Here is a 12,778-nt window from a genome sequence, read left to right as displayed (position 1 = left end):
GGGCAGCTTGGTGGTATCGACGAAGGTGACGACGCCCATCTGCACATCGAGCTGAACGGAGGCGATATTGCTGCGGTCGCCGTTGGTGTCTGTGGCGTAGTATTCGAAGGTATCGGTGCCGGTGAAGTTGGTATCGGGCGTGTAGGAGAAGCTGCCGTTGGTGTTGACGCTGGCGGTGCCGTCGCTGGGGCCGCCCATCATGTAGGCGCTCATCTGGTAACCGCCGCTGTCGCTGCAATCGGCCAGGAGGCCGGGCGCGGCGACGTTGAGGGTGCCGGCGCTGGAGGCGTCGTAATTGGCGTCGTTGGCGGTGATGGAGAGCATCGCCCGGGCTTCGAGCGATTGCACTCCGGCCAGCGAGCGGTGGCGGAGATAAACGCCGGGCCTCGCGCGGCGGCGCGGCGGGTCGATGAAGACGGCGCGCAGGCCAGCGTTGACGGACGAGACGAAGTCGAGCAGTTTCCGGCCGGTCGACTTGGCCGTTTTCGAGGATGGCAATAACATAGCGCAACCTTGGGCGTGAGGGGTTTCCGAGATCCTTTCTGGCGTACCGATTCGCGCGAGGACCCGGCGGATGGCATCGGTCCTCGCTTGTGCCTCTTAAGCTGTTCCAAGCTCATTGTGCCGGGGCTGCAAATACCCAGCATCAAACTTCTCTAACTAAATAAGATGCGCGCCGAGTCGAAATGGGGCGATAATTCTCCCGGGAATTATTTCGGCACGCGAAGTGCTCAGGGCTGACAGGCACTCGCGAGAGCGAGGGCAAAACAAAAATGCAGAACAAGACCCCCTCCTTTCGCGTCACCGGCAAGGCCAGGTCGTTATGCCCCTAACAGCACCAATTCGCTTTCTTTGACGCCGTCGATCACCTCAACCAGTGTGTCGTCGCCGATGCCAAGCATCACCTGGCGCGACTCCACCCCGCTCGACGTCTTGACCCGCACGCGGGGCTTGCCGCCCTCTTCAATCACGCACAGTGCGGGGATGATCACCACGTTCTTCTTCTGCGCGACGACGATTTCGACTTCCGCGGTCATGCCCGGCTTCAGTCCGCCGCCGCGGCCATCGATGGCAATCACGACGGCAAAGCGCTTGGCACCGTCGCCGGGCAGCGGAGCCATCTCGGGCTTTTCGGCGATGGACGCCACTTCGCCTTCCAGCTTGTGGTCGAGCAGCATGGCGTGCGCGCGTAGTCCGCGGCGCAATCGTGCGACCTTGTTTTCAGCAACGAGCATCTTGAGCTGCATCTGGCTCACGTCGGCAAGATGCATCAGCATCTGATGCTGGCGCACCGTGGCGCCCGGATAGATTCCGACGGCTTGTTGATTCGTACCGTCCAGCGGGCGGACCGCCCAGTCGGCGCAGACCGCCATTCCGTCTCGCGGGGCGCGAATCACGCAGTTGGCCAGGTCGTCTTCGAGCCGCTTGATCTTCGCGGCGTGCCGCCGCACAACGACCTCTTCCGACTTCATGCGTGCCTGGGCGGCGTCGCGCTTGGCGGTCAGCTCTCCGAGCATTTTTGCCAGCGTGAATTCCTCCAGCACCTCTTTCTTCGTCTTGGCCGCCGCCAGATCGGTCCGTTCCTTGTCGACGGCAAGCTGCATGGCGTCGACATGGGCCTTGGAAGCAAAACCTCTGCGGAACATGATCTCGTTTTGCAGCAGCGAACGTTCCGTACTGGCCAGCCGCTGCTGGGCAACGAGGATGCGTTGCGTCAATCGCAGCCGCTGTTCGACGTAAGTTCCTTCGCGGTATTCGTCGATGGCGATTTTGGCCGCTTGGCACTCCTTCGTCGCGCGGGTCAGGGCAGCCTGGGCTTTGCCGAGCAAAACCTTTTCGGCCTGAATCGCTTCTTCCAGCAACGTGCTGTCGAGCCGCACGAGCACATCGCCTTTGCGGACGATGCCGCCGTCCGGCACGATCTCCAGGATGCTGTACCAGCCGCGCACGCGGGATTGGATAACGAGGTTGCTGCGGCTTTCGACCATTGCGTCGCCCGAGATCGAAATCGTCAGATCCGCGCGTTTGGCGGGCACAGCGATCTTGCCGCGGTCGAAGAACGCCCCTGCGGCGCAGTAAACAATCCACGACGCCCCGGCCAAGAATACCCCGCCGCCTGCTCGCGCGAGCCACCGCCGGCCGGCGGAGCGCGGAATGGACCGACCTACCCTCCCGGCCGAAGAGGCCGTTCTCCGCACACCTGGAACAACGTTCATGACGCGTCCTCGACGACGGCGATTGAACAACGGTCGCACTACGCCAGTTCGTAGGGTGCCCGTTGCGGGCGGCCGAGCATGCCGTTGGCTTCATGGTCGCCCACGAATTTTTCCTTGGCGGCGTCCCAGGTCAGCTTGCGGCCTAGGCGAAGAGAGAGGTTCGCCAAGTGGCAGGCGCTCACCGAGCGGTGCTGACTCGCGACGTCGGAGATCGGCTGCTTGCGGGTCCTGATGCAGTCAAAAAAATTGCCCATGTGGTCGTGGCTCTCGTAGAGCCGGACGGCGTCGGCCGGCAGCGGACGTTCAGCGAGTTCTTCCACCGGCTTGCCGGTGATTCGCCCGCGGTTGACGTAGAGCCGCGCCTGGTCGCCCTCGAACGACACGCCTTCATCACCCAGCACTACCCGCACCAGCACGCCGGCCGGATAGATCAGGTCGACGGTAAACTCGCCGGCGGTGTTGAACGAGTTGGTGCGCTGGGCCTCGTCGATCCGCTTTCGTTCGGCGTCGCTCAACTTGCCCTCGATCGTGAGCGGGCCGCTGTGCTCGACGCCGAGCGCCCAGTGGGCGATGTCGATATGGTGGGCGCCCCAGTCGGTCATGACGCCGCCCGAATACTCGTACCACCAGCGAAAATCGTGATGGCAGCGCTCCGGCGAGTAATCGTGCGCGGGCGCCTGGCCTTGCCAACGTTCCCAATCGAGCGATTCGGGCACCGGACGCGTCATGAACGGACCGCCGACCTTGGTCGAGCGCGGCAACGAGACGGTCACTTTTTGCAGTTTGCCGAGACGGCCGTTGCGCACCAATTCGCAGGCCTGGCGAAATCGGGCGTCGCTGCGTTGCTGCGTGCCGACCTGAAAGACGCGGCCGGTCTGGTGAACGGCCTCGATCAGCAGTTGGCCTTCATCGATGGTCAGCGTGAGCGGCTTTTCGCAATACACGTCTTTGCCCGCTCGAAGCGCCGTCAGGGCCACCGCGGTGTGCCAATGGTCGGGTGTGCCGATCGTCACGGCCTCGATGTCTTTGCGCTCCAGCAGCTTGCGGTAGTCGTCGTAGATGTCGGCCTTGCCGCCGAATTTGTCGCGCGCCCGCTCGGCGTGCGTGCGATCGACGTCGCAAACGGCCACGATGTCGCCGAACTTTCGGGCGCGATCGGCGATGCTCGTCCCCTGGCCGCCGACTCCAATGGCCCCCACCACGAAGCGGTCGTTCTTCGCGTCCGCGGCGCGGACCCGCCAGACCGGCGCGGCAAGGCCACCCACGACGCATGCGGAAGCGGATTGCAGAAACTGACGGCGGTGCGAACGTGGGGCGGGCATGGCGGGGTCTCCTGAGCCAGGGCGAGGGCGATAGGGCTATCGTACTTCGCCGCCGCAAGCGGCGGAAGATGGTGGGAGGGAGAGATCGCTCCGCTACCGGCGTCCGGCGCGGGGCGTGGCGGCGATCGACGGCGGCAACGGCAAAGCGTCCAACCAGAGGCGAATTCGGGCGGCAACGTCCACTGAGTCGGGCGCCTGCCCGACAAGCTGACAGTTGCCGCCGCCAAGTGCCGTTCGCAGATCGAGTAGCCGGCGCGTCAACTCCGAGAGAAATACGTCTCGTTCGTCAGCCGTCAGTTCATGCCGCAGCAGCTCGACTCGGTCTGGCAGCCGGCGTCGCACCAACGAGACCAGCTTGCCGCGTTCCGCCTTATAGAGCAGCCCCGAACAGAATGCCCGCCGCAGTTGGCCCGCAGCGTTGAAGTGATATGCCGGATCGCCGCCGAAGTAGACGCTCGCCGAACCGTCGCGGCGGAAACCGGCGACCAGCGGTTCGGCCTCATCGGGCATCCGCAGCTCGGCGCGCTCGACCAGCGCGGTTGCTTCTGCCAACAGGTCTTCGCGATCGTGCTCTTGGCGTGACAAAGGGTTCAGGGTTCGGCGTTCAGGGTTCAGGATGAGGGATGAGGGATCAGGCCAAAGACATAATATACATGCGGGCCTGAACCCTGAACCCCGAACCCTGAACCCCGAACCCTACTCCCGTCCCGAAATGGCCCTGATGTCGTCGCGGACGCGGAAGAAAGCCTCGACCACGTCGGGATCCCACTGCTTTCCGGCGCCCGAACGGATGATGCCGTCGAGCTTATTGTCTTCCATGCCGGGACGATAGGGCCGGTCGCTGGACATGGCATCGTACGAATCGGCCACGGCGACGATCCGTGCCAGATACGGAATGTCGGTGCCTGCCAGGCCGTGCGGGTAGCCGCTGCCGTCCCAGGCTTCGTGATGGTGAAGCACGATCGGCAGCATGTGCGACATCTTGCGCAGGTCGGCCAGGATGCGATGGCCGATGACGGTGTGTTGTTTGATGTGCTCGAACTCGGCTTCGGTCAGCTTGCCGGGTTTGCGGAGCACCTCTTCGTTGATGCCGATCTTGCCGATGTCGTGCAGCAGCCCCGAAAAATAAATCGTCTTGACGGTTTCGCCGTCGCAGCCCAGCTCTTGGGCCAGGCGGACCGCCACGCGGGCCACGCGGTCGCTGTGGCCGCAGGTGTAAGGATCTTTGGCGTCGATGGCCGAGGTCATGGCCTTGACCACGCCGGCCAGCAACTCGGCCTGTTGTCGATAAAGATCGATGTTGGCGCTGTGGATGCCGAGCATCGTGCCCACCGAGCTGAGCAGGCTGGCCTCGGCCGTGCCGAACTCGTGACCGCAACTATGATTGAACACCGCGAGCCAGCCGAAGAGACGCTCGCCCTCCGCCAGCGGCACAATCACAAACTCCCGCACGCCCGGAAACCGCCAGCCGAAACTTTCGAGCTGCACGTGATTGACGACCACCGGCCGCGTGGTGGCCTGCAAACCCAATTCATCGACCAGCAATGCGAAGTCGTCGGCCGTCAGCTCACACTCGCCGAAGGTGAGCAACAGCGGTTCGGTGCGCGAGCTGGTGGCCAGTGGATCGGAGTCGGCGCTGCCGATGAGCTGCAGGGCGAAGGCGTCGGCCGGCACGACCTCAGCCAGCCACTCGAGTGCCCGTTGGCCCAAGTCTTCGTCGTTCGACGAGAGCTTGAGGTTGTGCGTCAGGCGATAGAGCAGGCTGATTTCCTCGAAGGTCGCTCCCAGGTGCGCGGAAAGTTTTTCGACCTCGCTTTCGAGCTGTTCGTTCCGGTCGTCGCCGGCCAGCTTTTCGCAGGCGACGGTGGCGAAGCGCTCGAGCATGTCGGCGTCGGCGGGGGATTGACGGGTCATCCAAGCGCGGGCGGCCGCCGGGGTCGTTCCCAACAGATCGGCGACGCCTGCCGCATCGCATTCGTCGGCCGGCCGAGACAAAAAGGCCCCCACGGCCACTTCCGTCGCCTCGCCCGACGAGAACAGGGGAATTGCCAGCAACAGGCAGGGACCGTTTTCGTCGATCACTTCCACGCGCCGCCGCCGGGCCACTTCGCGACACAGCTCCCCGCGCGTGGTCCAATCGACGCGCCGATGGTCGGCGGCCAGCTCCAGAACTTCGCCGGTCTGGCCGTCGAGCAACGAAAAGTCAGTCTTCAACCAGCCCCGCAGCTCGTCCAGCGCGGCCCTCGCCGCCGCGTTGGTCGGCGATGGTTCGGTCGCTTGCCCAACCACGAGACAGACCGGCCCCTCGGCTTCCATCGTCGGCGGAATCGTGAGTAACGGTGACACGCAGGATCGCCCCAAACGGTAAGGTGCTCCGGGAAACTCTACGTCACTTGACGGAAAGCGGCAACGCGGAGGCGCGAGGGGGAACGTCTCAACGGGGGGGTAGGGAATTCGGTTGTGCCGCGGATATCGTTTTTTCTGGGGGCAATAGCCGGCTAACGATTCCGGTTGCGATAGCGAGCGCTGACGCGATTGAGCAGCGCCCGGTCCTCCTCGGAAAGCCCGTGCATGCCGAGCTCGTGCAGGCGGGCCAGCACGTCATCGACGCGCCGTTCTTCTTCGGCCTCGACCTGCTGCTGTCGCTGCAGCCGCTTGGCCCGCCGTTCGTCGAGCCACTTCTTGACCGGCCCCGGCGGAGCCTTGCGCGATTGCGCCGTTTTCTCCAAGCTGGTATAGCCCTGCGAGAAGTCGTAGCCGAACAGGGCGTCATCCGTCTCCGAATCGTTGAGGCGGTCGGTCTCCTGCTTGGCACCGAAGAACAGCAGGATGCCGACCAGCGCCACGGGCAGGGCGGCAAAACTGTAGTCGCCGTTGCGGTGGATGAGCCAGGCCACAATCCACAATGCGACCGCGGTACACTGCGCCACGCGGGCAGCCAAGATGACCCCCTGACGGAACTCCTGCTGCATCCACAAAAAGGCCCGCAGCACCCGGCCCATGTCCAAGGGCAGCGCCGGCAGGCAGTTGACCACCGCCAACAGCATGTTGATCCAGAAGGTCCACTCGCAGGCGTTGATCCAGGTCAGGCCAGCGGCCGAGACCGGCGGCAAGAGCGGATTAAGCAGGTTGGGCAGGTTGCACTGCTTGACAATCAGCACCGGCGCCACCGAAAGGCACAGGGCCACGTTCATGAGCGGCCCACCGACGGCGGTGAGCAGTTCGCTTTGCGGATCGTGGGTGACGTTGATCTGCGTCAGCCCGCCCAGCGGCCACAGCAAGAGTTGGTCGGCCGAACCGCCCATCCGCCAGGCCGCCAGGCAATGACCGAGCTCGTGGGCCAGCACGCTGGCCAGCAGAATGGCCAGCACCGCGCACGTCTCCCAAAAAAGCGGGTCGTTGCCGGCCGAGCCAAAGTGCAGCGCAATCACGACAAAGAGCAGGAAGAAGACGTGCAAGCGCACTTGCACGCCTCCCCAGCGGCCCAACGATAAATTCCAGCCTAACAAATCGCGCATGGTACAACTCGCGCAGCGCCGGCCCGCCGGACGATTGAGAAGTTCGGCGTTTCCGTTATCTTAACACTCGCTTTGCGGGCCGGCAATTCTCCAACCGAGACGAACCATGCACGAACCCGAACTTTTGCTGAAAACCCGTCGGTTCGACGTCGTCCGCCTGCACTATCAGGCCGCCGACGGCACCGTGTACACACGGGAAGTGGCCCGTCACCCAGGCGCCGTCACCATTTTGCCCTTGTTCGACGACGGCCGCGTTTGCCTGATCCGCAATTATCGCGTGGCGGTCGATCAGACCTTGATCGAGCTGCCGGCCGGCACGCTGGAGCCGGGCGAGGATCCGGCTGTGGCGGCCGCCCGCGAGCTGGAAGAGGAGACCGGCTACCGCGCCGCCGAAGTCCGCCAGCTCTGCGAGTTCTTCATGTCGCCGGGCGTGCTCAGCGAGCGGATGTATCTTTTCCAGGCGACCGGCCTGACGGCGGGGCCGACTCGCCTGGAGGGCGGCGAGCAGATCGAGCCGTTTGTCGTCTCGTGGCAGGAGGCGATGGCGCTGGTCGAGCGCGGCGAGATTCGCGACTCCAAAACGCTGGTCGGGCTGCTATGGTTCGACCGCTTCGGGCAAACCAACCCTAGCTCAAGGTAGGTGTCATTCTTGGCCGCCTTTCGCAAACGCCGCACGCGCGAACACGTCATCGCCGACCTGAGCGTCAACCACGTTGAGCGGCTGATCTTGCGATGCGGCTGGGTGCCGCGGCGAAGCTATCCCGACTATGGTGTCGATATGACCATGGAAAGCTATAATGCGGACGGCGAAGTCGAGAATGGGACGATTCTCATGCAAATCAAGGCCACCGACAGAATCGTCGTGGTCAAGAAAAAAGCGATCGCGGTTCGACTCGACTGGCGAGATTTGCTATTCTGGCTGAATGAGTCGTTAGTGGGGATATTGGTGATTTACGATGGCTCTGAAGATCGTGCATGGTGGCTGCATTTGCAGGAGGCACTCCGCGCGATGATCTTCAGGATCGACCGCGCCCCGCCGGAGACGGTCACTCTTCACGTGCCACTGTCAAATGTTCTGGATGAAGCGGCGATCCGATCTTTCGCCAAGCTTCGCGATGCGGCTGCCGCTAAAACGCGAGATGTATGATGGTGAAGAAAAGCAATATACGATTTGTCCAGCTCAAGGAGTTTCTCGAAGGAATGGGATTCACGGCGACCCGCGGAAAAGCGGGCTGGCGGTTCGAGCACGAGCCGTCGGGGACGATTTTTCATTTTCGCCCCTATCGCGTGACAGACCGGGTCTACTACATCCACTTGTTCGTCGTTCGCTCACAGCTCGATGCCCGCGGTATGCTGAGTGAACGTGCATTCGACGAATCGCTGACGGACGCGTTCGCATATCCCTCACGCGGGCCAAACTGAAGCTCTTCGAACCCGAAAAATGACGCCGCTGTTGCTGGGCGAGGAAAAGCAAAGTGGTAAAGAAAAGCAAGATTCGATTTGCCCAACTCAAGGCGTTCCTTGAAGGAATGCATTTCTCGGTAGCTCGCGATAATCAGGGCTGGCAATTCGAACACGCGCGGTCGGGCACGATTTTTCATTTTCGTCGCTACCGCGCTACCGACCGCGTCTACGAGCTGGATTTGTTCCTGGTGCGCACGCAGCTCGACGTTCGCGGGATGCTGAGCGAAGACGCCCTGGCCGAAACCGCCTTCAAGGCGGCGGTCGCAAAGGCGCCCGCGTGAACGGCCCCAAGGCACGCTCAGAACCATCCCAGCGCCGTCAAGCTATAGCGCACGACCAGACCGGCGGCCACCACGCTGACCATGCTCATCAACTTGATGAGAATGTTCAGGCTCGGTCCGCTGGTGTCTTTGAACGGATCGCCGACCGTGTCGCCCACCACGGCCGCCTTGTGCGGGTCCGTCCCCTTGCCGCCGTGCGCGCCGGCCTCGATGAACTTCTTGGCGTTGTCCCAGGCGCCGCCCGAATTGGCCATGAACACGGCCACGCAAAAACCGGTCGTCAAGGCCCCGGCCAAGAGACCCATCACGCCGCCCACCCCCAGCAGCAAGCCCACCGCCACCGGCGCCACCAACGCCAACAGCGACGGCAACACCATCTCGCGCTGCGCGGCACGCGTGCTGATGGCCACCGGAGCCGCGTAGTCGGGCAATTCGGTTCCCTGCATGATGCCCGGCTTCTCGCGGAATTGCCGCCGCACTTCTTCCACCATCCCCTTCGCCGCCCGTCCCACCGACTTCATCGTCATGGCGCAGAACAGGAACACCGACATCGAACCCAGGAACATGCCCACGAGCACCTTGGGATTCATGAGCGTCACGTCGTAATAGCGCATGAAGTCGGGCAAGGTGGCGGTTTTGAGGTTCTTCAGCAGCGCGCCCGTGGGAGTGAAGAGGGTCGCGCTGCTGCCGGAGATGTCGGCCGTCGAGATCAATTCGGCGGGCACGCGGGCCGGCCCCGTCTGGAAGTCGATGTCGCTCCACTCCTTGAGCAAGCGCGGGTCGCGGGTGTCTTCGGGATCGACCAGCCATCCCTCGCGCTTGCCGTCGCCCGTGACCTCGACGATGAACTGCCGCGAGAGCTTGTAGTAGCCGGGCTCGGTGTTCTGGGCTACGGCGGCGTTGCCCCAGCGCTCGAAACCGACGCGGACCTCTTCGATATAAGCCGCCATCAAGGCCAGGGCCGTCAAGGCGGCCGAGCCGATGGCGAAGCCCTTGCCGGTGGCCGCCGTCGTGTTGCCCAGGCTGTCGAGCGCATCGGTGCGCTCGCGGACGATCGGATCGAGGCCGGCCATCTGGGCGTTGCCGCCGGCGTTGTCGGCGATGGGTCCATAGGCGTCGGTGGCCAGCGTGATGCCCAACGTGCTGAGCATGCCCACGGCGGCAATGCCGACCCCGTAAAGGCCGAGCGCGAAAAACTCGACTTCGTCCAAGCGTTTCGGATCGCCGATGGCAAAGCCGAACGCCAACAACGTACTGATGCTGACCACGATCACCGGAAACCAGGTGCTGATCATCCCTTCGGCGATGCCGCCAATGATGACAGTGGCCGGTCCGGTGAGGGCCTGGGCGGCCAGGTTTTTGGTGGGTTGATATTCGTCGCTGGTCGAATACTCGGTCCACTTGCCGATGAGCCAGCCGGCGACGAGACCGACAATCACGCTGACGCTGACGCCGAGATACTTGGGCATCAGCCACCACGTCAGGCCCACCGAGGCCCCGACCACCAGCACCGTCGAAAGGTTGATGCCGCGGGCCAGCGCTTTGAGCAGCGTCTTTTGCGTGGCGTCCTCCTCGGTGCGCACCATGTAGATGCCCAGGATGGAGAGGAAGATGCCGGCGCCGGCAATGGCCATCGGCAGAAACAGAGCGCGAAGCTGCGCTTCGTGAATCGGCACGTCGCCGCTGACCAACGGGCTGGCGAAGGCGGCCACGCCCAAGGCGGCCGTGGCCAGAATCGATCCGCAGTAAGACTCATAGAGGTCGGCGCCCATGCCGGCCACGTCGCCCACGTTGTCGCCCACGTTGTCGGCGATGGTGGCCGGGTTGCGAGCGTCGTCTTCAGGAATGCCGTGCTCGACCTTGCCCACCAGGTCGGCGCCCACGTCGGCCGCCTTGGTGAAGATGCCGCCGCCGACGCGGGCAAAGAGGGCCTGACTGCTGGCGCCCATGCCGAAGCAGAGCATGGTGACGGTAATCTCGATGAGTCCCAGGTGCAAACCCCAATAGAGCACGGCGAACCAGAGGCAGATATCCAACAGTCCCAGACCGACGACCGTCAGGCCCATCACCGCGCCGCTGCGGAAGGCGACCTGCAACCCCTGGTTGAGCGACTTCTGAGCGCCGGCGGCGGTGCGGCTGCTGGCCCAGGTGGCGGTTTTCATGCCGAACCAGCCGGCCAGGCCCGAGAAAAACCCGCCCGTGATGAACGCGAAGGGCACCCACTCGCTTTGCACCTTGAGCACAAAGGCCGCAACCGCCAGCAGGCCGAAGATGATCACGAAGAAGAACGCCACGACTTTGTATTGCTGCCGAAGATAGGCGTTGGCGCCGGTGCGAACATAACCGGCGATCTCGACCATCTTGGGCGTGCCTTCGTCGGCCGCCTTCATCGCCCCGTAAAACACGAACGCCTGGACCAGGGCGGCGATCGCACCCAGAAAGGCGAAGCCCCAGATCGCATAGGCTTCGATCTCAAAACCCGCTGTCGGCGCTTGTCCGGCCGCGGCGGTTTCGGCCCAGGCCGTCGTGGGCCAGGCGGCGACTTCCAATAACAAACAGACCACAATCCAATTGAGTATTCGTTTTCCCGGCAGCTTCGTCATTTTGCGTTCTCGCCTTTGCGTGGAAGGATGCGTGTGCGGAGTGTTTGGCCGGAGTGTAGGCGCGCGGCTTGAAGACTGTCAACACGGTATGGCGAGCGACGAACGCCGCGGACGACTTGAGCGATTTGTGGAAATCGGCTTATATTAGGCTGGGCAAATTTGTGCCGTGCCGGTAAGACCGCATTCAGTTTTTGTTCCGATGGCAAGTACCACGCCGCGGAGGACGGCTCCGTAAACACCACGCCGCGCAAGAGCGCCGTCTGCGACCGATGCGACACGCGCGTCGCATCGATGCCGCTGGCGGGCAAGTACCGCGCGAGAGCGCATATAGCGCTGCGCCGTTCGGACCGAGCCCTCGAAATTCTTCCCAACCAGCGCAGCCAGCCCCCTTGTTCGCACAGATCGCGCGCCTGGACCAGCGCGTGCGCGGCCGCCGCCACCGCCCAGCGGTGGCTGCGGTTGGCGGATTTCGCCCGCGGCGCCAGCGTGTTTCGCCGTTCGTCGGCCATCTGCGTCCAAGCGCGGGGCCTCGCGGACGAACGGCCCCGAGGCCCGCCACACGGGACCGGTGCGCCTGCGCTTGGCGCCCGCACTTTGGCCGCGCGCGGCCGAACTGGCGACGGCACTTTGGCTGCGCGCAGCCGAACTGCCTGCGTCCGGGGCGGGCTTGTCCGTCTGCACGATCGCCGCAAGTGCTGTTAGGGACTGGCGTTGCGACGAAAGGCCATCAGGGTGCCGCGCGGTCAGCCGCGACCAGTTGCGGGCGAGCTGCATGTAAGTGCGCGCGGTCCGCGGCGAGAGCCGCTTGTCTTTGTCCTGTTGGAAGTGCCACAGAGCGAGGCGGCGTTGGCCGCAATTCGCCGCAGCGTGGAACGCGGCAGCCCTTAGGGAAGCGGGCCGTGGAATGAACGCACGGTCCGACGACTCGCGCTTAGTATTGACCATCCGTCCCCACGGCCGCACGCGCCAGTCGGTCGCGCAGGCCACTTGTTTTGGCACTTTCCCGGGAGCATAATTCAAGCGGCTGGACCAAGACCGCGCGAGGTAACTGCGATGTCTCAGGGCGACGAAACGAGATCGGCTCTTGACGACCAAAATCACGTCGTGTGGTCGGCTGCGCTGTCGGCTGACCGAGTAACTCCTGGGAAGGCGCCGAAACTCTCGGATGCCGACCAATTTGAGGCCGCGCCCGCGACGAACGGATCGGGCCAGTGCCTCTCGTTCGAAGAGGCGGCTGACGAAATTGGCGGTCTACCTGAAGAAATCCGCGACTGGACTGAAAGCGGCGCCGTGGTGCTTGTCGACCCGGCGTCCGCACGGGCCGGCCGTATATGTGAAGAAGATTTCAGACGCATTGAACGGCACCAGGTGGCC

General features: G+C 63.8%; 12 protein-coding genes. 5 read left to right on the top strand and 7 right to left on the bottom strand.

From position 1 onward, the window contains the following. The 6 genes from VNH11_26970 to VNH11_26945 all read right to left on the bottom strand — a co-directional run. A partial coding sequence (locus VNH11_26970; GenBank protein HVA50038.1) for an Ig-like domain-containing protein occupies positions 1–504 on the bottom strand: 504 nt, incomplete at its 3' end. A gap of 317 nt (positions 505–821) precedes the next feature. Then, a complete protein-coding gene (locus tag VNH11_26965; protein HVA50037.1) occupies positions 822–2,036 on the bottom strand; it encodes a hypothetical protein in 1,215 nt (404 codons plus the stop codon). A 218-nt stretch (positions 2,037–2,254) separates the two neighbouring features. Continuing rightward, on the bottom strand, positions 2,255–3,538 hold the full coding sequence (locus tag VNH11_26960) for a Gfo/Idh/MocA family oxidoreductase (protein HVA50036.1): 1,284 nt from the start codon (positions 3,536–3,538) through the stop codon (positions 2,255–2,257). Between the two features lie 93 nt (positions 3,539–3,631). Next, the gene (locus tag VNH11_26955) at positions 3,632–4,123 is read right to left on the bottom strand and encodes a hypothetical protein (protein HVA50035.1); all 492 of its coding nucleotides are present in this window, start codon (positions 4,121–4,123) and stop codon (positions 3,632–3,634) included. 111 nt (positions 4,124–4,234) lie between these two features. Beyond that, entirely contained in the window at positions 4,235–5,884 is a 1,650-nt protein-coding gene (locus tag VNH11_26950; protein HVA50034.1) for an HD domain-containing phosphohydrolase, read from the bottom strand. A 152-nt stretch (positions 5,885–6,036) separates the two neighbouring features. Continuing rightward, positions 6,037–7,056 carry a site-2 protease family protein gene (locus VNH11_26945; GenBank protein HVA50033.1) on the bottom strand — a complete coding sequence of 340 codons (1,020 nt, stop codon included), beginning with the start codon at positions 7,054–7,056 and terminating at the stop codon, positions 6,037–6,039. A 106-nt stretch (positions 7,057–7,162) separates the two neighbouring features. Here VNH11_26945 and VNH11_26940 point away from each other — a divergent pair, with 106 nt between their 5' ends. The 4 genes from VNH11_26940 to VNH11_26925 are packed head-to-tail and all read left to right on the top strand — an operon-like array spanning position 7,163 to position 8,801. After that, on the top strand, positions 7,163–7,696 hold the full coding sequence (locus VNH11_26940; GenBank protein ID HVA50032.1) for an NUDIX hydrolase: 534 nt from the start codon (positions 7,163–7,165) through the stop codon (positions 7,694–7,696). Positions 7,697–7,705: 9 nt separating this feature from the next. Further along, positions 7,706–8,203: a DUF4365 domain-containing protein gene (locus VNH11_26935; GenBank protein HVA50031.1), complete on the top strand. Its 498-nt coding sequence runs from the start codon at positions 7,706–7,708 to the stop codon at positions 8,201–8,203. Beyond that, positions 8,200–8,478, top strand: a complete 279-nt coding sequence (locus VNH11_26930; protein HVA50030.1) for a hypothetical protein — start codon at positions 8,200–8,202, stop codon at positions 8,476–8,478. The genes VNH11_26935 and VNH11_26930 overlap by 4 nt, the downstream gene beginning before the upstream one ends. Positions 8,479–8,531: 53 nt before the next feature. Next, entirely contained in the window at positions 8,532–8,801 is a 270-nt protein-coding gene (locus tag VNH11_26925; GenBank protein ID HVA50029.1) for a hypothetical protein, read from the top strand. Positions 8,802–8,818: 17 nt separating this feature from the next. On the opposite strand, the gene VNH11_26920 is transcribed toward VNH11_26925, so the two are convergent. Then, the gene (locus tag VNH11_26920) at positions 8,819–11,404 is read right to left on the bottom strand and encodes a sodium-translocating pyrophosphatase (GenBank protein HVA50028.1); all 2,586 of its coding nucleotides are present in this window, start codon (positions 11,402–11,404) and stop codon (positions 8,819–8,821) included. Positions 11,405–12,457: 1,053 nt separating this feature from the next. Here VNH11_26920 and VNH11_26915 point away from each other — a divergent pair. Continuing rightward, on the top strand, positions 12,458–12,778 hold a 321-nt coding region (locus VNH11_26915; protein ID HVA50027.1), incomplete at its 3' end, for a hypothetical protein.

The organism is Pirellulales bacterium (assembly GCA_035533075.1).
GTDB lineage: Bacteria > Planctomycetota > Planctomycetia > Pirellulales > JAICIG01 > DASSFG01.
Note: the sequence above shows the minus strand (reverse complement) of the source record. Positions and strands in the feature narration are given on the sequence as shown.

Excerpts from the sequence above, each read along its gene's own strand:
- VNH11_26940 (HVA50032.1), top strand. The coding sequence starts at position 7,163 with ATGCACGAACCCGAACTTTTGCTGAAAACCCGTCGGTTCGACGTCGTC.
- VNH11_26920 (HVA50028.1), bottom strand. The coding sequence starts at position 11,404 with ATGACGAAGCTGCCGGGAAAACGAATACTCAATTGGATTGTGGTCTGT.
- VNH11_26960 (HVA50036.1), bottom strand. The coding sequence starts at position 3,538 with ATGCCCGCCCCACGTTCGCACCGCCGTCAGTTTCTGCAATCCGCTTCC.
- VNH11_26930 (HVA50030.1), top strand. The coding sequence starts at position 8,200 with ATGATGGTGAAGAAAAGCAATATACGATTTGTCCAGCTCAAGGAGTTT.
- VNH11_26945 (HVA50033.1), bottom strand. The coding sequence starts at position 7,056 with ATGCGCGATTTGTTAGGCTGGAATTTATCGTTGGGCCGCTGGGGAGGC.